Genomic DNA, 24,634 nt, shown 5'->3' with positions numbered 1-24,634 from the left:
AAGGCGTAAGTTTAACTTTTTTTCATAAAAGTCCATTTGTGCATAATTCAAGAAAAGAGCGACCCCACAGGGTCCCTCCAGTATCTCGACTATATTCCGTAAAAGCTCGTTTTATCCATGGTTTTGCTGGCATACTCGGTTTTGATCTCGTTTCGATACGAACGTTCAATCTTGCGCACATAGGAAAGTCGCTTCACATTTTTCATCGTATCTTCTGCCCGTTCTGCATTAACATACATGACCACATAATGCATACGGCGGGAGATATAATGCACGGTGCCATATTTTTCGAGATTACGGGCAGCCTTCAAATCACTGACCCAAATAATGAATCCTGTCCTTTCCGCAAACATCATCGTTCCCCGCCCTTCTATAATGGAGACCGGCGCCTAGGATGATCGGTCACATGAACCGAGCAGGCATTCATCCCCGGATGATTGTTGATCGGTCACTTGAACCGAACAAGCATTCATCCCTAAAGGTCCGGTCTGTCATGAGTCTGAATTAATTACTATATCCTGATTGCTTAACTGCAACCACACTTGCCGCCACTACCGCAGCCGCCCTTCGGATTCGGATCATTACTTGGTACCTTGATGGTCGTTGACACTGCGAATGCAATAGTCTCTGACATCTGGAATAACATATCATCCAGGGACTTCTCTGCCTGTTTGAAGCGGGCTACCGCCTCGAAATTTTCTAACTCCTGTTCCAGCGCCTTCACCTGGTCTTTCGCTGCATGGTAATCCGGGTGAAAATGACCAAATCGCTGTGTTTCTTCAAACAATTCCTTCTTGGCATTCAGCTTCCGAATCCCCATCTGAATCTCAGGGGTAGTCTCGACTTGCTGCTTCCAATATAAATAATCCGATACTTCGGCAGATTGGTTAATCATGTCGCCCAGTTCATATGCGCCCGTTAACACTTGGGCCATATCGACCGTGTTCATTTCCGCTACGCTCATGAATATTCATCCTATCTATATATAAAGTTCTACTTAACGTAGACTACCTCATCATAGCATATCCATGAATAGTTAAGAAGAGTTTTTCCTGCAATTAGAAATAAGGGAAACTTGGAAATTCGTCTTTTAACCTGATACTCACTTCAAATAATCAGGTTATGACATCATCTGGCAGGATAAGACGCATTGTATCCCAATCCGACGGGGAGAATGTACGCCATTCTGTCTCTGATGAGCATTCACTTGAATCCAGAATACACCATCCGCTTAATGTCCATTTTTCATGCCCCTCTACCTGATGTGGAATGAGGTATTGCGTACAATGATTCTGTTGGATCCCCAACTTGGTCTGCCACTCAATGGCTTTGGCAGCAATCTGTCTTGCTGTTGAACTGTGATATCGTCGCCACTCCCTGTACCAGGTCTCAGGTATCTCCTCAACCCCTAACAGAGAGAATGCCTTCTCGACTACAGTATGATCACGCTCCATCCCATGCAAAAATGCAGGGACAATAACCATACCTTGATTATCGGGTGTGCGGAAAGAAAATACACCGGTCAAGACATCTTTCTCTAATGTCTCTTGATCCTCTGTGGAGCCTATACTGGCCTCTCTTACCTCCATGTAATGGTCCACAGTCAATGGTGTAATATCCGTCTCCTTCCCCCAATCCGCTAACGCAGAACTTACATTCTCCGGCACGCCTGTCAGAGCATATTGATTCAGAAACCCCATTAATTCGTGTAATGCATGCCCTTTGGCAATGGCCGAAATGACTCGCTCTTTCGTCATTCGATAAATGGTCATCCGATCACGCGTAACCCGTTCGGCACATTGCTCCAGCAACCAGATCACACCAGGCCCTGCTTCCGGTGGTACCAACATTTCGAAATCAGGCTGCACGTAAAATCCACACGGCTCCATCTCATATACCGTCTCATGCCCTCGATATAGCAAGCTCTGCGGGTCGATCAGCCAGCGGAATGCCAGCTCTCCTGACGGATCTTCTCCAACTTCACCATAACCCCAGCCAGCCAATGCGTATAGCCAGTCCCTAATCTTTGGTTCCAACTTCGAATTTACTATACGGCACCATACGTTCTTCTCCGGAGCAAGCACTGCCAATTGATAACGAAAGTGTTGCAATGTAGGTTCAGCAGCCCCGTATCTTTCTACACAAGCTTGATATATTTCCCGATACATCTGTTGCCACGAGAGCTTCAACCACTCTTGTAATTGACGATCTATAATCCGAATCCGACCCTCTGCCTTCTGAACCAGATTCAGACTGAGCAATAGGTCGAGAAGGATTGCAACGTGAACCGGGTATAGATCTGAATGTTCATATCGAATGCCCAAACTTTCAAAGTCTGCAGCGGATAGTACTGTTATTGCACTTAATTTTTGAACCGTTTTCCTATGTATCGTCCCTTTACCTGTCAAGGGAAGCCCTTCTCTTCCGATCCAGGTGATCAGATGAATCAGCTCTGCAGCGATATCCGGCTTTCCCTCCTGTACTACATGAGCACGCATCGTCATTTTTTCAACGGCTAGGCCCACTCTTTGCACACAAGCAATCGTCAATGTCTCCATTCGGGAAGCAGGAATATAGAATAAACGTTCTCCCCAACTCTTATGAACAGATTCAATCCATCCTTGCTGCCTGAGGCTGGCAAATGAAGTCTTGGCCTCTGCACCACTTAATCCTTCGATGGCCCACTGTTCTCTCGGGGGGAGAGAGGTAAAAGGCTGCCCAGCATGTTTGTGAAAAATTGCACCCAGTACTTTTTGCTCCATTGAAGTGAGCTTTGACCAAGAATCAAAATCCACTACCTCAGGTTCATCTAATGGTTCAAATGAAGACATTTCCTCTTCCCTCCTCTTTTCCCGAGTATAAATGACCTAGTCCGTTTCATGAACGATGTCATACTCATATCCCTGCTCTACCAAGAACATCTGACGGTTTAATGCAAAATCCTGTTCCTTACTATCTTCTGAAACTAGCGCATAGAAGTAAGCTTTGTTTTCTCCTGTTTTCGGTCTCAGGATTCGTCCCAACCGCTGTGCTTCTTCCTGCCTTGAACCGAAGCTACCCGATATTTCAAGCGCAACAGCAGCATCTGGCAGATCCACGGCAAAATTGGCCACCTTGGACACAACAATCGTTTTAATCTCTCCACGCCGAAATGCTTCAAACCATTTGATTCGCTCTTGCTGTGACATTGTCCCAGAGATCAGAGGTGCTTCAATTTCCCGGGCAATCAACTCTAGTTGGTCCAGATATTGTCCAATCACTAGCGCAGGCAAATCCCGATGACGTTCCAGCAAACGCTTGACTACACGTACCTTTGCCGGATTCTCGGCAGCCAATCGAAATTGGTGCTTCACCTCGGCTTGAAGATAATTCGATCTTAGTTCCGAGGAGAACGGGATGCGTATCTCCTGACATTGTACATTGGCAATCCACCCTTGCTGCTCCAGTTGTTTCCATGGCATATCATAGAGCTTCGGACCAATCAGCGAAAATACATCCTCTTCACAGCCATCCTCTCGAACCAACGTTGCCGTTAATCCCAGCCTTCGAGTAGCTTGAATATCTGCAGTTGCACGAAACACCGGCGCTGGCAGCAAATGCACTTCATCATAAATGATCAGCCCCCATTGTCTCTCGCTGAGCAATTTGATGTGGGTAAAATCAGCATCCTTTGATTTCCGGTGTGTAAGAATCTGATATGTAGCTACAGTCACAGGTTTCACCTGTTTCTTCTGACCTGAATACTCACCAATCTGTTCACTGGTAATCGTTGTTTTGTCTTGAATCTCCTGAATCCACTGTCGCACAGACGTCGTATTGGACGTCAAAATAAGGCATTCACATTGAAGCCGTTCCAGAACGGCCATGCCAATGACCGTTTTGCCTGCCCCGCAAGGTAGCACAAGCAAGCCACTTCCTCCCATGCCTTCACTGCCTTCAAATGCATCCACGGCCTCTTTTTGATAGGAACGCAACGCGAAGTGCTCTGAGTTGTCCTCTGAATCATTGGTTCGCCATCCAAATGTAAGTTTGGTGCCCTCCCGATATCCCACGTAATCAAGCACCGGGTAACCCAGTCTGGTTAATTCCCTTTTTAATAATCCTCGCTGCTCCCCAGATAGCATAAGCTCATGTGCGTCCGTGCGTTCCATGCGAAAGGCAGCTATCGTTTTCAATCCACTTAACTCATCCAGCAGCCGTTCATCCTCACTGTAAAGGCGCATTCTGGCGTGGTCTGCTTGGGAATGCAGCTTTAATTTGCCGTACTGATCCATAATCCTGCAGACATCCTGTATGAGTGCAGCAGGCACGTTCCAGCGGGATACCAACTCCAGACTTGCGATGACCTGATCTGCACTCCATCCCAGTGCTGCCGCATTCCAGAGCGATAACGGAGTGATTCGATAGGTATGAAACATCGCCGGTGTCTTGACCAGTTCTGAATACTTTCCAAGTTGCTCTCTCGCTCTGTCGAATCCGGGGTGGCCGACTTCCAGCAAAACCGTAAAATCCCGTTGAACGATACACGCATCCGTTCTTTCCGTATGTTCTGTTCCTCCCATTCGAGCCTTCCTCCTATCAAAAAAAGTCCAGTTCCGGCAGCGACCGAAAATGAACCGCTTTAAGTGCACGTTCAAAAAGTCTGGTTTTCAGTACCGAGAAGATGGAATGAAGCTAGAAATGGAGTAGCGGAACGTAGGAAACCTACGTGAGCAACTATAATGTTTCCGAAGGAAACATACTTCGAAAGCGTCTACTTATTTCGGCTGAATTTCAACTTCGATGCTGATGATGCTGCTAGGCATGATTCGTAATCAAAAGCGGACTTTTTGAACCCCCTCTATAAAAATCCACAAAAAGCATCCTGCCCATACCTCGGTATGAACAGGATGCCCAACTGGCTATAAAGTCATTCGGCTGTGTAACCCTTGGCCATGGCGATAAACAATCTCACGGCTGTCTGCATCGCGTCTTCATCAAAATCAAACATCGGATGATGATGCGGATAGATCGCATTTTTATCCGGGTTGCCTGCACCAACAAACATAAAGCACCCTGGAACCTTCTGCAGATAATACGCGAAATCTTCCGCCGGCATCAGCATCGGGGACGCTTGTACACGTTCTGCTCCAAATACTTCGGTTGCTTCCCTGAAGAAACGCGCTGTTTCCTCTTCATCATTCACCACAGGCGGGTATCCCATAATATATTTCACTTGAGTCTTCGCACCATACGCTGCCCCTGTCTGGGCTACCATGGTAAGTACTCGCTCTTTCATTGCATTTCGTGTCTCTTCATCGAACGTTCGCACTGTGCCGCTCATTTTGCACTGCTCTGCAATCACGTTTTGAGCGGAGCCAGCCTGCATTGTACCAATAGTCAGCACTGCTGGTTGCAATGGATCAACCGAACGGCTGACAACCGTCTGAAGCTGCATCACGAGCGCAGAACCCGCAATAAGACTGTCGATGGTGGATTGCGGCATCCCGCCATGTCCGCCTTTGCCTTTGATCTCAATGTAAAAGTCGTCTGCAGCCGCCATCATCGGCCCTGCTTTACTGGCAACAACACCTACAGGCAGCGGGGTCCACAGATGAATGCCGTATATGACATCCACACCTTCAAGCGCCCCATCCGCAATGACCTGGACTGCACCGCCCGGAAGCAGTTCTTCTGCCGGCTGGAACAAAAACCGAATTTCGCCTCGGATCTCCTGCTTGTGACGGCTGAAATACAATGCCGTACCCAGCAAGATCGAAATATGACCATCGTGGCCGCATGCATGCATCGCTCCTGCTTGTTGTGACGCATATTCTATATCCTTTTCATCCTGAATCGGCAGTGCATCCATATCGGCCCGCAGCATGACGACAGGCCCCGGCTTGTCCCCACGAATTGTACCGATGACCCCGTGACCGCCAACATGACGCCTCACTTCAACGCCAAAGCTCTCCAACATATCCGCTACAAAAGAGGATGTCTTCTCCTCATGAAAGGAAATCTCAGGATTGCGATGAAGGTGACGCCGCCATTCCACCATGTGGATCTGCAGATCTTCCCACCATATATTATTAGTCATATCTCTCCACCCTTTCAATCTTGAACGGGACTTGAATCAAGCCCGAACCTTCCTCTTCAAACCTATTGCTGTATATTGTAGCAGAATTGGAAGAAAACCGATACGAAACACCCCTGGAAAGCTTGCACGGGAAGGGGAAACATACTATCATGAACTAGAGAAATGCACGAGAAATTACACTCGGAAGCTTATGAGGAGGATCAAACGCTTATGATTTTTGAGAATACAGGCTTGGATGGCTTGAAGAGCGACTTGGCATACCTGGATGAGAGCGCCGAGAAAGTCGGATTTGTCCGGTGGCAATGGGAATATTACCGTGCTACATATGACTACAAAATTGAAGATGAACAAACCAAATCAGAATACTTTGTACGCATTAATACCCGCGCAGTGGAAGGCAAATTGGAAAAACCGGATACCGTTCTTGCTGTTGAAGCCGTTTATCTTGGCAAAGCCACCTTCCCTCACGGTCTGGATTATGACTCTTCCGTTCCGCAGCCAGTCGTGAAGCTGGCAGCCGAAAAATTACAGCAGCTTAAAGAACTGCTGGAAGCATAGGCTGGGCCAAACGATGAAACAACAAACGGCCCAAACGAAAACGAAGAGAGGCACGCCGGATTTTCAACTGCTAATCCTCACTTTATTGTTGGTGGGCTTCGGACTGGTGATGGTATTCAGCTCCAGTTCCAGCATTGCAATAGCAAGCGAAAGATTTAACAATGATGCCCTTTACTTCACGAAAAAACAACTTATGTGGGCGATTATCGGTCTATTTGGCATGTTTTTCGCCATGAATATCCGTTTCAACAAGTATAAAAAGCTCTATGCACCATTTTTTCTGTTCACTACGGTTATGCTGGTGATTGTTTTGATCTCAGGTGCGGTATTAAACGGTGCACGAAGCTGGATTCACATTTTTGGTTTCAGTCTTCAGCCTGCGGAGTTCGCCAAAATTGCGATCATTCTCTATCTCTCTGCTCTTATTACCAAAAAAGGCGAGAAATTCAGAGTTTTCAAGACAGGGTATTTTCCCGTCTTGTTCATCGTTGGATTCATCGCCGGACTGATCATGTTGCAACCAGACTTCGGTACTACCTTCATCCTGGTGTCCACCTGTGGTCTCTTGATCTATGCCGGTGGCGCCAGTATGAAACATATCCTGGGTTCGATTCTCCTGGTTGTACTCGGCGGAGCACTGGCTTTCGGAGCAAACTCCCTGTTTTCTTCCATGTCTCCTTCAGACACGACGACTGCTGCAACAGCAGTCACTGCGGAGCAGAACTACAAGATCGGACGTATTCAGGCTTTCCTGAATCCATTATCCGACATTAATGGCGGAAGTCTTAACCTCTACCGTTCCCTTGTTGCCATTGGAGATGGCGGCATGACGGGTTCCGGGATTGGACAAGGTACGATGAAGCTGCACTATTTGCCAAATGCGTACAATGACTTTATCTTCTCTGTGATCGGGGAAGAACTCGGATTCATCGGTAGTACCTTATTCCTTCTGGTTTATCTGTACTTTATCTGGCGAGGAATTATTGTTTCTCTTCGTTGTCCAGATCCATTCGGAACATTGGTCGGCATCGGAATTATGGGACTCATCGCAATACAGGCATTCATTAATATCGGCGGCGTAACTCAAACCATCCCGGTAACGGGGGTCACACTTCCGTTTATCAGTTATGGAGGTACCTCACTCTTTGTGATGATGGTTGCCATGGGCATTCTGCTCAGTATCTCGCGTACCAATAATCTGGACGTGATCAAGGAAGAGAAAACCAAGTCCGTGACTGTACAGACACAGACTCGCACCTCTCCTGCTCTTCGTTCACGGGAGTCCATCCGTCGGATTCGGTAACGGGACTGTTCCTACAGAAACGGAGCTTGAGCCATTCAATTGAAAAGCAAAACAAAAAAAGGCTGTGCACCCGAATTGGATGCACAGCCTTTTTGCGTGTACTGGGTATACTCTGTCTATCAAGATGAAGAACAAAGCCAATCTGCCTCTGTACTCCATTGCGGATTGCGAAATTTTACAGATCGTCGCCTTTGAAAGATACGCCTTCTACCTTAACATTGACTTCAACCACGCGTAATCCGGTCATGGTCTCTACCGCTTCTCTTACATTCTGCTGAAGCATACGGGAAACTTCATGAATCGGGGTTTCGTACAGGACGATGATGCGCAGGTCAATGGCTGCTTCCAGCTGGCCGACCTCAACGCTCACGCCTTTCTGTACGTTTTTACCGCTGAGTCGCTTCGCCCAGCCCTCTGACAATCCTCCAGACATTGCGGCAATTCCGGGCGTTTCCATTGCAGCCATTCCGGCAATTTTCGCAACCACGTCATCGGCAATCCGGATGTTTCCGCTCTCCAGTTGAAGTTGTTCTGCCATGCCACATCCTCCTTCACTTCGTTACTCGTATTTTAAATCCTTTCCACCCCAAAAAGCAAATTAAACTCAAAAAGATGCGTTTACAACCTACCACCATTTGGTTATATTGAAATATGAAAATAATCTCATAAGGTTTTAGATTGCAATTCAAAACAAAATATTTTATAACCGAGGTGTTTAGTTGTGAGAAACCGGATTTCATCCATTTTGCTGATTGCTTTCTTTGCACTCAGTGCCATCGCCCACTACATGAAATGGGATTCGATTCTACAGTTCGTGATATCAGCCATTTCGGTTATTTTTGTGGCCGGTTTTTTAGGTAAAGCGACCGAAAATGTGGCCCACTATGCCGGACAGCGGCTAGGTGGATTCCTGAATGCAACTTTCGGCAATGCAGCCGAATTGATCATCGCCATTTTCCTCGTCAAAGAGGGACTGTTCGACATGGTCAAAGCAAGTCTGACAGGCTCCATCATCGGAAACCTGCTGTTAGTGCTTGGGTTAAGTATTTTTGCCGGAGGACTTAAGTTCAAAATCCAGAATTATAATGTCTCACTTGCAGGTCTGAATGGTTCCCTGATGATTGTCGCCATCATTGCCCTGTTTATTCCGGCAGTCTTTCTCAATACACATTCCATTACACAGAAAGACACCAATACACTTAGTCTCATCGTGGCCGGGTTGCTCATTCTTGCGTATATCGCCTGGTTACTATTCTCCATGGTGACGCACAAGAACTACCTTGCAGACGTTACTGAGGATCGTGATGAAGAGCTACCACATGAGCATGCTCCGGCATGGTCCAAGAAAAAATCAATTCTCTACCTGGTGCTCGCAACGGTCATGGTTGCCTTCGTCAGTGAATGGCTGGTCGGGACACTCGAAGTATTCACTTCGGAATTTGGACTTAGTGAGCTGTTTGTCGGTGCATTCCTTGTCGCCATCATCGGTAATGCAGCGGAACACAGTGCAGCCATCATGCTTGCCATGAAAAATAAAATCGGAGCAGCCGTCGAGATTGCTGTCGGCAGCAGCTTGCAGATTGCGCTCTTTGTTGCCCCTGTGCTGATTTTTGTCAGCTACTTCACAGGTAGAACCATGGATATCGTATTTACAACGATTGAGCTGGTCGCCATCGGCGTATCTGTATTTATTGCAAAGTCCATCACCCAAGATGGTTCAACGAATTGGTATGAAGGGCTACTCCTGCTCGTGGTATATATCATACTCGGTGTATCCTTCTTCCTGGTGTAACCCGTTCAAGTCATCACCAAGCCATCTTTTTAAAAATAAACAAGCTACAAGAGGCAGCTCGAATATCCATGTCGAGCTGTCTCTTTGCTTATATACGTCTTCTGGGTGACTTACTTCTCAGTCCCGTTCGGACGTACAAAAAAAGCATGCATAAACGCCTGCATGCCTTCTATTCTGACCCGCGCGATTGCAGGCTATTGCTCATTCTTTTTGTTCAAGGCTTCATATAAAATTGCCAAATTCCGCTCAAGCGCGCTAACCAGCTGCTTACCTGCACCTTCTGGAAGGAGCCCTGCACGAACAGCAAAGTCAACTTCCTTGGAGAACCCATACATCTGTGTATCCAATACTTCCTCATAGAGAGGGCAGTAGCGGGTAGCCAGATTCTCCATCTGTACTTCAATAAGCTTCTGTATTTTATCTGCATCTTCTTGAAGAAGACTGATCGCTTTCAAATTCAGCTGGTCCTGCAGATCAGATGAAGTCATGCATTTTTCCCCCCTATGTCCCAAAAATCGCGTAAAGACGTTCTACCTCTAATATTAGACGAAATGAAGAGCTAATACAAGAACCTGACCAAAATAAGCCCACAAAGTGAAGCCTTCTATTTCAGCTTATTCCCGCTGTTCCAGGGATGTCCAGAACAGTATTCAAGTCATGCAATGCCAAAAAACACCCCTGCCAAAAACGCAGAGGTGCTTCTTGAGAGCTATTACTCAGATGCCATGCTTACATTCAGTCCATGCTTAGCAAACACTTCTGACATGGCTGCTTTCGCTTCAACTGCATCTGGACCATGAACATGCAGTTCATAGCTGTGCGTGCTGATCAGCGTTGTAAACAATCCGAGAATGCTTTTCACATCGATATACTTGTTCTCCGAATGAAGCACGATTGAAGAAGTAAACTTGCCTGCTGTTTGAGCAATTTCTACTACAGCCGCGTTATTACTCGACATAGGAATCCCTCCGTCTTTTTACTTTGGTATCATCTATTAATTACCACTACATGATACCGTGAATCCGCTTTCCTAGCAACAGCAAAATCCTGCTCTTACTTCAAACGTTCCGGATTGAGGCATTCCAGCTCAGGAATAACAAAGATACCGTCTTTACGAATCAACACATCATCAAAATAAATCTCTCCGCCACCATAATCCGGACGTTGGATCAACACCAGATCCCAGTGGATGGACGAGCGATTGCCATTGTCCGTTTCTTCATAAGCCTGACCCGGCGTAAAGTGCAAGCTGCCTGCGATTTTCTCATCAAACAGAATGTCCTTCATTGGGTGCAGGATATGCGGGTTGAATCCAATCGCGAATTCACCGATATGACGGGCACCCTCATCCGAATTCAGGATTTCATTCAAGCGCTCTGTATCGTTGCTTGTCGCTTCGACGATTTTGCCATCCTTGAAGGTGAACTTGATATTTTCAAAAGTAACTCCATTGTACAGGGTTGGCGAGTTATAACTAATCGTTCCGTTCACGGAGTTACGTACAGGGGCACTGTACACTTCGCCATCCGGAATATTTTTTTGGCCAGAGCATTTCTCTGCACCGATATCTTTAATGGAGAAACTCAGTTCTGTTCCTGGTCCCGTGATGCGAACTTTGTCCGTCCGTTTCATCAGGTTAGCCAGTGAGTCCTGTGCTTTGTCCATTTTGGCATAATCCAGGTTACATACGTCGAAGTAGAAATCTTCAAACGCTTCTGTACTTGTATTTGCGAGTTGCGCCATACTTGCGTTAGGGTAACGAAGTACAACCCATTTCGTATGTTTGACACGCTGTTCACTATGTACCGGGTGGGAGTACAAGGAATTGTACATTTTCATTTTTTCTTCCGGCACATCGGACAGATCATTCACATTTTCTCCCGCACGAATGCCAATATAACAATCCATCTGTTTCATACGGTTCAGATCAATCTCTGCCCACGTTTTCATCATTTCTTCTGTCGCATTTTTCAGCATAGCGCGCTGTACGGTCTTATCCGTCAACTGTACAAAGACGTTACCGCCTTTTTTGCCTACTTCTTCAATAATCGCGTTAATCAGATCACGTTCCGATCCAATCATCTCAACCAACACATTTTCACCAGGCTGTACATCTACAGAATAGCCCACCAGGTTTGCTGCAAGCTTTTGAATTCTAGGGTCTTTCATCTTGGTAAAATCCTCCTGTCATCTGCCATACTTGAATTGAACAACGGTAAATTACGATACTATTGTAGCACGCGAACAGTCATCCCGTCAGCAGGCAGTCCTTCACTTCATTATTGATATGACTTGAAGTTTATATCCGTGACAAGGGCTTCTTTATTGTTTTTATGCTTATTGTCCGTGTAACTTACCTGGCTTTCAGAGGATAAGCGAAGAGGCAGACTGCTCTTCCGATCAACTGTGAGGTGATATACCGTCTGCACGCTGGCTTGTTTCATCATCTGTTGCATCGTTGTTTCACCCTGTTCCCATACTTTCTCCAGATCCTTCTCAAGCTTCTCCTTACGCGCTCCTTTCACCGTAGCTGCCTTATGCATATATTCTGACCGGATGGCGTTCATCTCGTCGTTTAGCTGGGCTACAGCCCATGCTTTGGCGTCTTCCGGTGCAAGTTCAATCCGTAATGTTCTGGTTCGACGACCGGACCCATACTCGGATTGAATCGTTTTGTGCATCCCATCAATCTTCTCCAATTGAGCAATTGGATTAAAGCGGGACAGAGAACCACGCAGCGGCTCATGCTGCGCTGACAACGCCATCCATTGCCCTTGTTTCCGTTCAAAAGAGGCACTAAAACCACGAGGCTGTCCGTTATTGTTTACAGCAGTCGTATGAATGCCCGTGCCCACAGCGGTTACCTCTCCAGGCAATCGGGTCTGCAGGGTAAGACGATCATGATTCTCCAGCTTCCCTTCAAATTTGAACTGATTCTCGAACAGTCCACTGTTCTCCCGTCGCAGTCCAGCTTCTCCTTCAAAACTTAACTTTTCTTTACCCGCTATTCCGGATAAAGCCAGAGAAAAAACTTCTTCAGGCGTTTGATCACGCTGGATTAATCCACAAGCCGGAACGCCAGTAATCACGATAATCACGAGTAACCATAAAGTACGTACCGACCGGTGGTTAAGCATGTTCATATCCATCTTCACCTTTCCGTCAACTTTCTCCATAGATTGCCCTGCCCGTATTTGCTTATACCCCCCTCTATAAACGACTTGATCTCCAATACATAAAAAAAGAGAGAACGACTCCGCAATCGGAATGGTTCTCTCTTAACGTGTTACTTCCTGTTCTTCTACAACGATTCTGTTCCGACCGCCATTCTTGGCGCTGTACAAAGCCATGTCAGCCCGATAAAACAAGGACTCCACACTAACCTTCTCATCCATCCAATTCCACTCGGCGATGCCACTGGATACCGTGACTAGAGGTCTGGTTTCCTCCGCGACTCTCCTTCGAATCACTTCCGCGTATTCTAACGCCTGATGGACACTTACCTGCGGCATATAGATGGCCAATTCTTCTCCACCCCATCTGGCGCAGACATCTACAGGGCGAACAGAACTGGTAACTATTTCACTTACTTGCTTCAGCACTTGATCGCCCGTCTGGTGTCCGAATGTATCATTCACCTGCTTGAACTGATCAATATCCACCACAATGAGCGAGCCACAGAATTCGTGAGCCTGACGCTCGTGAATTACACTATCCAAGTAATGCCTGACGTACAACCCTGTCAGCATATCCAGATTAGCCAAACGCCGAACCTCGGCATGTAGCGTGGCATTCGACAGGGCAAGTCCGATATGAATGGACAGCATCTGCAAGAGCCGATAATTATCATATGAAAAATATTGCTCTCTACTGTGTCCCAACAAAATGGCACCCTTCACTTCACCATTGACTCTGATCGGTGATGCAATCAATGACATGGAGCCGGTATCTTCCATGAAAAAGGACGACACTTTATCATATTGCGCATAATTGGATATAATAAGTGGTTCCTCTGTTCGATACAGCAAGCCTGCGATACCGTAGTCTACAGAAAAAGATTGGTGAAAAACATCTTTCACATTAGACGACATGACTTCAAAGTCATTCGTACTATCATTGAGTTGAAGAATGCAGCACGTTTCAGCCTGAAATATTTCCTTTAACTCTTGCTCGCATAATTGATAGATCTCCGAAAGATGCAGGCTTTTGTTCAAGCGCTGGGTAAGATCATTAATCAAACGAAGCTCCTGAATCAACATATTGGATTGTTCGTGCAACTTGGCGTTTTCAAAAGCCGTGCCTGCGGTGTCTACCATCATCGTAATCAATTGCAGATCTGATTCTTCCATGATCTCCTCATTCATTTCGATATGGAACACACCGTATATGCCTTGTTTTCCTTTCAGAGGAAGACCCACTTCTATGATGCGATTCTCTCCAACATCTGAGCGAGAAATGATCCGTTTGCCTTCCATAAATGAGCGCACACATATATCTTCCCCTCGTTCGTGTACCAGCAACGGTTTAATCCGGGGATTAAAGTTGCTCTGATCCTGAGACATATAGAGTTTGATATACGTAGCTGGGTACAGATAGTCCATACTGTCAAATACTTCATCCAATATGGCGTCGACATCCATTTTGTCATGCATTCGCTGAACAATCTGAAAGAGGATAGACCTCCGGTGTTCTTCACGCGCTGTTTGTTCATGAGCATGTAACAGGTCCGTCATAAATATGTATTCAAATCTTCGGTAAAAGCAGGTGCGGTAATGCAATGCCTCAGATCGAACCACAGCTTCAGACGTTTCATATCGATTGGATTCATAGATTACAGCAGTGAATACGGCAAACATATCCTTGTTCGTTCTAGAGAACAAAGGATGTGTTATTAGAAGATATTCTCCGCGTTCGCTTGTTCCTCTGAAGGACAGGATCTGTCTTTTATCGATACATTCCAATACAAGACTTCGTATATCCACACCCGAATCAACTTCGTGATTGCTGTCGTACCCTATGCAATTACCATCCGTGTTCCATACGCTGTACAATGTTGATGTTCTGGTCAGCCCTGAATCTACTTTGGAGTTCCAGTCACGGTAAGCCTGCTCGAGCAAGCTGCCCAAATATGAAAAATCAAAAGGTGTGATATCCATTTTTTGCATCCACAACACATGCTCTTCATGAGGATCAGGAGCGGCAAAAGATGCGGAATAGCCCGAACTTCGTGAATTCAAGCTGGCAGGTAAACTTCTTAGATGTTCTAACATGTCAGGCGCTCCTTTGCACCGTTTTTGCATCCATCAGGATGCATTAATCTGCACACGTTATCGCAAACCTGCAAATTCGTTGCGATAACCTTGTTACATAAAGATGATTTAAAGTTAAGATACAATCTATTTTACTCTGTTTAAAGCTTTTTTGCATCCATATTTCAGAAAATTGTCCCATTATTTTAGGCCCAATGACCTATCGACAAATTTAGACGTTTTTTTGCTTTTATTCTACGCTTGACTTTGGTTCTCTTAAACTGTAATATAAATTGTTGATGAAGACTACTAATGGGTCTTTAAATTTGGGCATTACCGGTTGTGTCACCCTCATTCTTTTTGTTGCTTTCAGGACAGCGGCTGAACTTTCCTGATCGTTCTATGCGAGGCCAAGCCCGCATCAACAAATTGGAGCGCAAACAGAGCCCTAATATGAACTTTAACTAAAAAGGAGCTACTTTAAACATGGCACGTTACACTGGTCCTAAATTTAAATTGAGCCGTCGCCTCGGCATTTCCCTGAGCGGAACAGGCAAAGAATTGAAACGTCCTTTCCCTCCAGGTCAGCACGGAGCTAACCAACGCAGAAAAATGAGCAACTACGGTATGCAATTGCAAGAAAAACAAAAATTGCGCCACATGTACGGTTTGGGCGAGAAGCAATTCCGCACACTGTTCTCTAGAGCTCAAAAAATGCAAGGTATCGCCGGCGAAAACTTCATGTTCTTGCTTGAGTGCCGCCTTGACAACCTCGTTTACCGCCTTGGGTTTGCTAACTCCCGCGCTGGAGCGCGTCAGTTGGTAGCACACGGTCACGTAACTGTAAACGGCAAAAAAGTCGATATCGCTTCTTACCAAGTAAGCACTGGCGATGTAATCGGCTTGCGTGAGAAGAGCCGCGCTCTTTCTTCCGTTAAGGAAGCTTTGGAAGGCCGTTCGCATCTTCCAGCATACGTTGAATACAACGAAGCAGCTGTAGAAGGTAAATTCATCCGCTTGCCTGAGCGTGCTGAATTGTCCCAAGACATCGATGAAAAACAAATCGTCGAGTTCTACAACCGTTAATCGTTGCAATCACATTAAAGTTTCAATCCAAACAGCTGTCGAGATTTTCTCGGCAGCTGTTTTTCTATGCATTTTTCTATTTATCTTCATTATAAGACCTTAAATAACGATATAAAGTATAGACTCCCTTTTGGAGAAGCACACATCATTATAATCATCACAAGAGTGACATCGAGGGGGATTAAACATGCATTTTTTTCGCAATCGCAAGCTTGCTGTTAAGCTTGGACTTTTACTCGGAATCGTGCTACTTTGCTGTATTGGAGCCCTGATTGCATTTAATACAAAATCCATTTACGACAAAAGCCTGCAGTATGGTGAAACCGTTGCTGGACAAGCAGCAAACCGGGCTACGAATGAATTCATGACTGACATTAATCAAGTCAAAAACACATTGGACACCATGAGTACCACTTTATTGGATGCCGCTCAGAACGGGTCTCTCAACCGCGAAGAAATCGTTAGACTCCTTGAACAATATCTGAAAAAGGATCAGAAAGTTTTTGGCTTTTATACGGGCTGGGAACCGAATGCCTTTGATGGAAACGATGCGGATCATGTGAATAAAAATGAATATGATGATGCTACGGGCCGATTCGTTCCATACGTTATACGGGATGGCAACTCCCTGCATTTTGAGCCGATGCCTACTTATGAGGGAAACGATGAAACCAGTACATATTATCAGCAGCCGAAGAAAACCAAATCCATCTATTGGTCCGAGCCAGTTACCTATACGGTTGGCGGAAAAGAAACACTGCTCGTGTCGATTGTCCTCCCTCTATTAGATGAAAACAAGACTTTCTTGGGCATTGTCGGAGCCGACTTTACCATTGATCGTTTTCAGCAAAATATAGCTTCGCTAAATCCGGATCAGGGTTATGCCATGCTGATTACTAGCGAAGGGCAGATTGCTGCACATGGCTCCAAACCGGAACTAGCCAATGAAGGTGCCGTAATTCCATCTGAGATGAAGACGGTCATTCAACGTATCCAGTCTGGCGAATCCCAGTTTTACGCTACGGACCCTGAAGTAGGTGAAGAACTATTTATTGCCGAGCCCGCCAGATTACAAGGAACGGATTCGAACTGGTATCTTGTCTCCGCTCTGCCAAAAAGCCATATCCTTCAACCCTTCTATGACAGCCTGAACTGGTCCATACTGATAGCAGCGCTGGCTGTGCTTCTGCTTGCAGGCGTAGTCACCTACACCATCATCTCCATTGTGAGACAGTTGAATCAAGTCAATATCGTCGCTGGACAGCTGGCTGGCGGAGATTTGACACAAAAGTTACCCGTACGATCCAAAGATGAATTCGGTGTCATGGCCGGTCATATGAATCAGATGATGGATACATTGCGTCATACGATATCCGTTATATCCGAACATGCCTTATCCGTGGGCTCTACCTCTCAACAATTAACCGCCGGAGCCGAAGAAACAGGTAAAGCCGCAGAACTGATAGCATTAACAGGAGTCGAAGTTGCAGAAAAAGCAGGTAGACAGGTGCAGGAACTCCAAGAGTCCTCCCGTTCCATGAATGAAATATCTGTAGGGATCGGAAGAATTGCAAAGGCTGCCTCCGATGTATCCGATTCATCACGAGCTGTGGCTGAACGAACAACCGTTGGAACCGATAAGATTCAATCGGCCATGCGTATGGTCGATAGCGCCACTTCTTCTGTGCAGACGTCCATGACCGCACTGGAGAATTTCCGGCAACGTTCTGTAGAGATTGGTCATATCACAGGCATGATTACAGAAGTTAGCCGTCAAACCAATCTGCTCGCACTTAATGCTTCCATTGAAGCATCACGAGCCGGTGAGCACGGACGCGGGTTTGGTGTTGTTGCAACCGAGATTCGTAATCTGGCTGAACAATCCAGAATATCAGCAGCGCAGATTGCAGAGTTAATTCATAGCGTTCAGCAAGAGGTTCTTTCTCTCGTTGAAAATATGGAACATGGGAATTCCGAAGTTAGTCATATTGCGGAAGTGATTAATGAGAGTGGTGAACTCTTCCTCTCCATCTCATCACAAATTTCAGAGGTTAATGAGCAGATTGAGCATGTCTCAGCCATTGCGCAGCAGATGTCAGCAGGATCACAGCAGGTTGATGCCACCTTGGTGCAACTCAAAACCATTGGTCATGAGACAGCAGATCACGCAACTCGTGTTGCATCTGCCTCTGAGGAACAACTCGCATCTATGGAAGAGATTACAGCAGCATCTGCATCGCTGGCTAATCTAACCCAAGAACTTTTAGAACTGATTCAACGCTTCAGAACCTGATGTAGAAGAACTCTAATATAACACATCATTCAGGCCACCCTATGCACCTCAGCATGGAGGTGGCCTGCTTATTTTTGGCTTACAACTCATGAAATGTGCTTCAATATCGCATGATATATAGCATAATCCATGGCAGAATGGCAAATTTCGACCATTACTTGTATTTCTCAGGCATGCAAACCCGCCTTTTTATGCTATAATAAGTGCTGTTAAAAGGAGGAAGACACTGAATGGTTGATGTTAATAAGAAAAAGCCCGATGAACAGCCTGTACGCAAGCGCAGCTTTGCCCGCAGACTGGGAAGTTTCGTCAAATGGATGGTTGTCCTTGGATTTATGGGGGCACTATTTGCAGGCGGTGCTTTGATGGGATACGTCAGTTCCATTGTGAAAGACGAGCCTGTACGTTCAAGGGCCCTGATTGAACAAAAAGTCAGCGAAAACTCCATCACAGGCTTTGCTTACTTTGCCGACGGCAGTCCGATCGGTCAATTACGTACGGAAGAAGACAGGCGTCCGGTCACTACGGACCAGATCCCACAAAAGGTTATTGATGCTGTCATTTCGATTGAAGACAATCATTTTTACGAACATAAAGGTGTAGACATGAGCGGAACGCTCCGTGCCGTGAAACAAAAAGTGCTGAAAGAATCAGTACAAACCGGCGGTAGTACACTGACTCAGCAATTAGCGCGTCGTGTATTTCTAAATCTGGATCGTACGGAAGATCGGAAAGTGAAAGAAATTTTGCTTTCACTCCGACTTGAACGTTTCCTGACCAAAGACGAGATCATGACAGCCTATTTGAACAAGGTTCCTTTTGGTAATGGTTCCAGCGGATACAACGTTTACGGAATTAAGGCGGCTGCCAAAGGACTGTTCAACATTAATGATCTTGAAAAAGTCAATATTGCTCAGGCTGCCTATCTTGCTGGATTGCCACAACTACCCTCCTCATACTCTGCCTTTAACGGTAAAGGCGATTTTGTAGAGGAAAATTTTGACCGCGCAATCAATCGTCAACATCTGGTATTACGCCGTATGCTTGAGTTAGGCAAAATCAATCAATCCCAGTACGATGAAGCACTTGCATTTGATATCAAAAGTTCACTCGCTCCGAAGACCATCAAGGCTTACAATACTTATCCATATCTTATGATGGAAACGGAACGACAAGCTGCACAGATTTTGATGAAACAATTGAATTCAGACACAGCTGAATCCGGCAGTGAAGCTACAGATGAAGAAACACCTCAAAAGGAAAGCAGTGAACTATTGGAAGAAGCCCAGACGCAATTGCGTACAGGCGGATATCGCATCTACACAACCATCAACAAAAGCATATACAAAACGATGCGTACCATTGCCGAAGATGACAGCAATTTCTCAGCAGATGATCCTGTCAAAGGAAAAGAACAAACTGCTGCCATGCTGATTAATCACAAAACCGGTGCTATTCTAGGTATGATTGAGGGTCGGGATTTCCAGGACGAACAGATGAATTATGCAACACAGATGGTGCGTCAGCCAGGTTCAACGATGAAACCTATTGCAGCCTATCTGCCAGCTCTGGATGCAGGTCTTGTCCAACCCGCTTCTATTATTGATGACTCACCGATCATCCTCAAAAATGGTCCGAGCGGCTACCACATTGCCAAGAATGCCAACAACCGCTATCAGGGACTGGTCACTGCCCGCAGAGCACTGAATTATTCTCTGAATATACCGGCTCTGAAGTTGTTTAATGAAGAAGTAGGGATCGAGAAGGCTTGGACCTTCGCCAAGAAACTGGGGATTACCACCATTCAGAAGCAAGACTATCAGGCTCAGACAGGTGTTCTCGGAGGTCTCCAATACGGTGTAACCGTTGAAGAACTGACCAGTGCCTATGGTGCCATCGCCAATAATGGTGTGTATAACGACTCTTACATGATTAGCAAAATTGTAGATTCCAAAGGAAACATCGTCTATAAACACGATACTGAACCTGTGCAAGCCTTCTCGGAGCAGACAGCATACCTGATGACCGATATGCTGCGGACCGTTATTACGGAAGGTACGGCAGATAAAGTACGGGAGAATTACAAATATTCCAAGAGTGTACCGATCGTAGGTAAAACGGGTTCCACTCAAAACTATGCGGATGTTTGGTTTGAAGGCTACACACCAGATGTCACCCTTGGCGTGTGGGTTGGATACAAACAGCCAGTGAATACACTGGAAAGCAAATCACAGAGAAAACGTGCGCAGCAACTGTGGTCGAAAATCCTGAATGAAGTGATCGATACGCAAAAAGATCTGTTCGTCACGGATTCGTTCAAAAAGCCATCTGGTATTGAAACGCGGACGGTATCGGCCTACAGCGGCAAGTTGCCAACATCCATGACTGACAAATTTGTTACGGATATTTTCAACAGCAAGTTTGTTCCGAAGGATAGTGATGACGGTGTCGCCAGAGCCAAATACATCACTTACAATGGTGTAAACTATATTCCGCGTGACGGAACACCTTCGGACATGTTGAAGGAAAAAACGGTAATTAAGCGTAAAAAACCAATCTCAGATCTCATTAAAGAATTGCAAAATGCATTCTCACGTATGAGTCGACATGAGTCACTTGCTTATTACCTCCCTGAAGATGCGGATGCAGACATGCCAACACAGATTGATCCAAGAACAGATAACGGCAAAGCTCCTGATGCACCAGGTAACGTAAGAATCTCGACCTCGGGTGACCGAGCTGTAATTACATTCAATGCCACACCTGAAAATGATGTCGTGGGGTATCGTCTGTACCGGTCTGTAAACGGTGGAGGATTCCAGAACCAGGGTCAGGTTGTCCTGACGGGTGAATCCAGATCATTCTCGGCATATGCCGCGCAAGGTGGCAGCTTCGCCTTCTATGTGACCGCAGTGGATGTTGCAGGCAGAGAGTCTGCTCCAAGCGCTACAGTCAATAGCACGGGAAGTGTAGTCCCTCCTGTGGAAGAAGAGATCAATGAGCCGATTGAAGTTCCGGGTACAGTCATCACTCCGGGAGAAACGCAGAACGATAATACCACAACGACAGCCCCAGGCACACCTGGTCAAGTCAGCGTATCTGCTCTCACTCAAGGCCTGCGCATTCAATGGGCGTCCAATCCGAACACGGATAGTTACTCTGTATATTACAGTGAAACAGGCTCAGCTCCTTATACCAAAATTGGAACAACGTCGGGAACTACCATGGATTATGGAGTGCCTGCGTCTACCAGTGGATGGTTCAAGGTATCTGCCAGCAACAGCGCGGGTGAATCCGAGCCTTCTGCAGCCGTACATTTTCAACCCTGATTCAACTTAGCGATCCACAAAAAGCCGCATCCTCAGACCTTATCTGAGGGTGCGGCTTTTTCATATGCTTGTGCAGCAAAAAGCCCACTTCATGCCGTGGGCATAAAGCAGGCTTCTACAACCGATTTTAATATAGAGTGTCGCCGGTTGGGATTCGTTTAGTAATGACTTCTTCCCTGGATCATAAGAGTCCAAATCGACATCGCCTTCGACACTTATGATCCGATTCTGGCACTGGTTCGTTAGTCTTCAATGGTAGATAGATCTCCTGCTGGCAGATCAAGCTCCCAGGCCTTCAGTACACGGCGCATGATCTTCCCGGAACGAGTCTTAGGAAGTTTATCCTTGAACTCAATCTCACGCGGAGCAGCGTGGGCAGACAGGCCCTCTTTGACAAAACGATAAATCTCTTCTTTTAGCTCCGGGGTCGGCTCATATCCTTCACGAAGCGCTACAAAGGCCTTGATAATCTCCCCACGTGTCACATCCGGCTTGCCGATTACACCCGCCTCCGCTACCGCAGGATGCTCCACGAGCTTGCTCTCCACCTCAAAGGGCCCGATACGTTCTCCTGACGAATTAATCACATCATCAATCCGTCCCTGGAACCAGAAATACCCTTCTTCATCCATATAAGCAGAGTCACCGGATACATACCATCCCGTAAGTCTGAAATACTCCTCGTATTTCGCAGGATTATTCCAGATCTTCGCCATCATCGATGGCCAAGGTGTACGTATGGCCAGATTGCCCATACTGTACGGCGGCAATTCCTGCCCGCGATCATCAACAATAGCTGCCTCAATTCCAGGCAATGGACGTCCCATGGAGCCAGGCTTGATCGGCATTCCGGGATAGTTACAGATCAGCTGAGCGCCTGTTTCGGTCATCCACCATGTATCATGAATTCGCTGACCATACGCCTTCCATCCCCAACGAACAACCTCCGGATTGAGCGGTTCACCGACAGACATCACGTGACGCAAGCTGCTCAGATCATGCTGCGCAATGGTCTCTTCCCCCGCTCCCATCAGCATACGGAAGGCCGTTGGTGCACTGTACCAGATGGTGACTTTGTTCTTCTGGATGGTATTGTACCAATCTTGAGGACTGAAACGACCGCCACGTATCACATTGGTCACTCCATTGAGCCACGGAGCAAAGATCCCATAAGAGGTTCCAGTCACCCAACCAGGGTCAGCTGTGCACCAGTACACGTCATCCTCACGTAAATCCAGAACAACCTTACCTGTATAATAGTGTTGAATCATGGCATTCTGAACATGGTACACCCCTTTGGGTTTACCCGTAGAGCCTGAGGTATAGTGAATAAGTAAACCATCCTCACGGTTCAGCCACTCCACTTCCATCTCATCCGAAGCGGCAGACATCTCTGCATCAAAATCAATGAGTCCTTCTTCCGTCTGTGCGCCGCCACCCACAATAAATATATGTTTGAGTTCGGGTAATTCGGAACGTTTGATTCGCCCCAATAATTCCGGGGTCGTGACGAGTGCTACAGCTCCGCTATCCTCCAACCGATCCTTCACTGCCGTTTCCATAAACGCTTCGAACAAGGGTCCCGCGATGGCTCCAGCCTTCAATATACCCAGAAGACTAAAATACAGCTCCGGACTGCGCGGCATAAAAATAAACACACGCTCCCCTTTGGCTATGCCATATTTGCGGAGAACATTCCCGAACCGACTCGACTGTTCACTTAGATCAGCAAAAGTATAGGCCTCTTCGCGCGAAGCATCACTATACAATAAAGCGGTTCTTCCGCCCCTTCCTTCCAGGACATGACGGTCAATCGCTTCATGCGCCATATTCACTTTTCCGCTGGCGTGCCACGTAAAGTGCCTTTCCACCGATTCCCAATCGAACCGGCTTCTCGCCTCCGTGTAATCGCCCAGGTTAGATTCGGACACAACCGTTTGCAGCATCTCACCATGTGCTTGACTCATGCTTGCCAGCCTCCTTCAACTCGACATTTCGATTCCCGTTGTGGGTTAATTCTCATTGCCTTTGTGTTGACTGAACTTCCAGTTAGCGCTTACATTAGTAGAGAGAACATCTCATCATGTACTTGCTCGGCCAAACAGATGTTATCCATACTGCGTTGAATTGTGAACATTTTTTGTCTAAGCAATTATAGCAAATCTTTTCAATCGTCGTCTATGGCTTTTCAATTTTTTGGATTTTTGCTATAGCGTTCTTTTTGAACAACCTCTATACGTAGGAGAGAGAGGAGCATGAACCATGGAACATATCAAGGAACATCACATGCGTTCCATCTTCAAGTCCGGCCATCGCATTACGATTGAAGGCCCCGTGCAGGCCAAGGAGATCACCAATCTTGCCTTTCATTCCGATCTGGATGCCTTTCGGCGCCCAGCTGAACAGCAGGAAGCATTGGCCGAGATTGCAGCATTGCCAGAAGGACGAATCATCATCGCACACGAAAATGAAACGATTATCGGCTATGTAACTTTTCACTATGCGGATGAATGCGAACGCTGGTCCGAGGGCAACATGACTGATCTGATTGAGCTTGGGGCAATCGAGGTTGCGGACGACTACCGCTCGCTTGGCGTTGGCCGTGAAATGTTGCTCACAGCTTTGGATGATAAATACATGGAGAACTATATTATTTTCACCACCGAATATTATTGGCATTGGGATCTGAAGGGTAGCGGACTAAACGTATGGGATTATCGCAAAATGATGGAGAGACTGATGCAGACGATCGATATGACCTGGTATGCAACGGATGATCCCGAAATCTGTTCACATCCAGCGAACTGTTTGATGGTGCGAATCGGAAGTCAGGTGTCCATAACATCGGAAGAACAGTTTGATCGTGTACGCTTCCGCCATCGGTTCATGTACTAATTGATGATCTGTTCGAAAAACGATATACATAACAAAAACCGCCCCTCGCA

Annotated in this window: 19 protein-coding genes; 7 read left to right on the top strand and 12 right to left on the bottom strand. The window is 46.4% G+C overall.

The features are described 5' to 3' along the window. Nucleotides 1-89: 89 nt before the first annotated feature. The 5 genes from WFI24_RS19760 to WFI24_RS19740 form a co-directional block, all read right to left on the bottom strand. Nucleotides 90-353, bottom strand: a complete 264-nt coding sequence (locus tag WFI24_RS19760; RefSeq protein ID WP_095290540.1) for a YlbG family protein — start codon at nucleotides 351-353, stop codon at nucleotides 90-92. A 173-nt stretch (nucleotides 354-526) separates the two neighbouring features. Beyond that, nucleotides 527-964, bottom strand: coding sequence for a YlbF family regulator (locus WFI24_RS19755; RefSeq protein WP_145322858.1), 438 nt, complete (start codon nucleotides 962-964; stop codon nucleotides 527-529). A 151-nt stretch (nucleotides 965-1,115) separates the two neighbouring features. Continuing rightward, complete coding sequence (locus tag WFI24_RS19750; RefSeq protein ID WP_336763559.1) at nucleotides 1,116-2,831, bottom strand: helicase-associated domain-containing protein; 1,716 nt, start codon at nucleotides 2,829-2,831, stop codon at nucleotides 1,116-1,118. A 36-nt stretch (nucleotides 2,832-2,867) separates the two neighbouring features. After that, nucleotides 2,868-4,562, bottom strand: a complete 1,695-nt coding sequence (locus tag WFI24_RS19745) for a DNA repair helicase XPB (protein WP_336763558.1) — start codon at nucleotides 4,560-4,562, stop codon at nucleotides 2,868-2,870. Between the two features lie 347 nt (nucleotides 4,563-4,909). Beyond that, entirely contained in the window at nucleotides 4,910-6,079 is a 1,170-nt protein-coding gene (locus WFI24_RS19740; RefSeq protein ID WP_336763556.1) for a M20 family metallopeptidase, read from the bottom strand. Between the two features lie 210 nt (nucleotides 6,080-6,289). Here WFI24_RS19740 and WFI24_RS19735 point away from each other — a divergent pair, with 210 nt between their 5' ends. Beyond that, complete coding sequence (locus tag WFI24_RS19735; RefSeq protein WP_062835371.1) at nucleotides 6,290-6,637, top strand: YugN family protein; 348 nt, start codon at nucleotides 6,290-6,292, stop codon at nucleotides 6,635-6,637. A 13-nt stretch (nucleotides 6,638-6,650) separates the two neighbouring features. Beyond that, the gene (gene ftsW, locus WFI24_RS19730) at nucleotides 6,651-7,940 is read left to right on the top strand and encodes a putative lipid II flippase FtsW (protein ID WP_336763554.1); all 1,290 of its coding nucleotides are present in this window, start codon (nucleotides 6,651-6,653) and stop codon (nucleotides 7,938-7,940) included. A 175-nt stretch (nucleotides 7,941-8,115) separates the two neighbouring features. Here the strand turns inward: ftsW and WFI24_RS19725 are convergent, their stop codons facing one another. Then, nucleotides 8,116-8,478, bottom strand: a complete 363-nt coding sequence (locus WFI24_RS19725) for an Asp23/Gls24 family envelope stress response protein (RefSeq protein WP_017687428.1) — start codon at nucleotides 8,476-8,478, stop codon at nucleotides 8,116-8,118. Nucleotides 8,479-8,661: 183 nt separating this feature from the next. Here WFI24_RS19725 and cax point away from each other — a divergent pair, with 183 nt between their 5' ends. Next, nucleotides 8,662-9,732, top strand: coding sequence for a calcium/proton exchanger (gene cax / locus WFI24_RS19720; RefSeq protein ID WP_074095776.1), 1,071 nt, complete (start codon nucleotides 8,662-8,664; stop codon nucleotides 9,730-9,732). Between the two features lie 194 nt (nucleotides 9,733-9,926). Here cax and WFI24_RS19715 read toward each other — a convergent pair whose 3' ends face one another. The 5 genes from WFI24_RS19715 to WFI24_RS19695 form a co-directional block, all read right to left on the bottom strand. Next, nucleotides 9,927-10,220 carry a YlaN family protein gene (locus WFI24_RS19715; protein ID WP_017687426.1) on the bottom strand — a complete coding sequence of 98 codons (294 nt, stop codon included), beginning with the start codon at nucleotides 10,218-10,220 and terminating at the stop codon, nucleotides 9,927-9,929. A 224-nt stretch (nucleotides 10,221-10,444) separates the two neighbouring features. Further along, entirely contained in the window at nucleotides 10,445-10,690 is a 246-nt protein-coding gene (locus tag WFI24_RS19710) for an HPr family phosphocarrier protein (RefSeq protein WP_145322869.1), read from the bottom strand. Between the two features lie 95 nt (nucleotides 10,691-10,785). Next, nucleotides 10,786-11,901 (bottom strand): aminopeptidase, encoded by a 1,116-nt coding sequence (locus WFI24_RS19705; RefSeq protein ID WP_336763549.1) that lies wholly within the window; start codon nucleotides 11,899-11,901, stop codon nucleotides 10,786-10,788. A gap of 110 nt (nucleotides 11,902-12,011) precedes the next feature. Next, nucleotides 12,012-12,908, bottom strand: coding sequence for a hypothetical protein (locus WFI24_RS19700; protein ID WP_336763547.1), 897 nt, complete (start codon nucleotides 12,906-12,908; stop codon nucleotides 12,012-12,014). 102 nt (nucleotides 12,909-13,010) lie between these two features. Next, nucleotides 13,011-15,002 (bottom strand): sensor domain-containing diguanylate cyclase, encoded by a 1,992-nt coding sequence (locus WFI24_RS19695; protein WP_336763545.1) that lies wholly within the window; start codon nucleotides 15,000-15,002, stop codon nucleotides 13,011-13,013. 465 nt (nucleotides 15,003-15,467) lie between these two features. Between WFI24_RS19695 and rpsD the strand changes: the two genes are divergently transcribed. From rpsD to WFI24_RS19680, 3 genes are all read left to right on the top strand, one after another. Beyond that, nucleotides 15,468-16,067 (top strand): 30S ribosomal protein S4, encoded by a 600-nt coding sequence (gene rpsD / locus WFI24_RS19690; protein ID WP_336763543.1) that lies wholly within the window; start codon nucleotides 15,468-15,470, stop codon nucleotides 16,065-16,067. Between the two features lie 187 nt (nucleotides 16,068-16,254). Beyond that, nucleotides 16,255-18,360 carry a methyl-accepting chemotaxis protein gene (locus WFI24_RS19685; protein WP_336763541.1) on the top strand — a complete coding sequence of 702 codons (2,106 nt, stop codon included), beginning with the start codon at nucleotides 16,255-16,257 and terminating at the stop codon, nucleotides 18,358-18,360. 230 nt (nucleotides 18,361-18,590) lie between these two features. After that, nucleotides 18,591-21,689 carry a transglycosylase domain-containing protein gene (locus WFI24_RS19680; RefSeq protein WP_336763540.1) on the top strand — a complete coding sequence of 1,033 codons (3,099 nt, stop codon included), beginning with the start codon at nucleotides 18,591-18,593 and terminating at the stop codon, nucleotides 21,687-21,689. Between the two features lie 242 nt (nucleotides 21,690-21,931). Here the strand turns inward: WFI24_RS19680 and acsA are convergent, their stop codons facing one another. After that, nucleotides 21,932-23,656 (bottom strand): acetate--CoA ligase, encoded by a 1,725-nt coding sequence (gene acsA / locus WFI24_RS19675; RefSeq protein ID WP_336763538.1) that lies wholly within the window; start codon nucleotides 23,654-23,656, stop codon nucleotides 21,932-21,934. 295 nt (nucleotides 23,657-23,951) lie between these two features. On the opposite strand from acsA, the gene WFI24_RS19670 reads away from it, so the two are divergent. Continuing rightward, nucleotides 23,952-24,584, top strand: a complete 633-nt coding sequence (locus WFI24_RS19670; protein WP_336763535.1) for a GNAT family N-acetyltransferase — start codon at nucleotides 23,952-23,954, stop codon at nucleotides 24,582-24,584. The last annotated feature ends 50 nt before the right edge of the window (nucleotides 24,585-24,634 follow it).

It is taken from the genome of Paenibacillus sp. USHLN196, from assembly GCF_037144955.1.
Taxonomy (GTDB): Bacteria; Bacillota; Bacilli; order Paenibacillales; family Paenibacillaceae; genus Paenibacillus; species Paenibacillus xylanexedens_C.
This window is presented reverse-complemented; position numbering and strand designations above follow the sequence as displayed.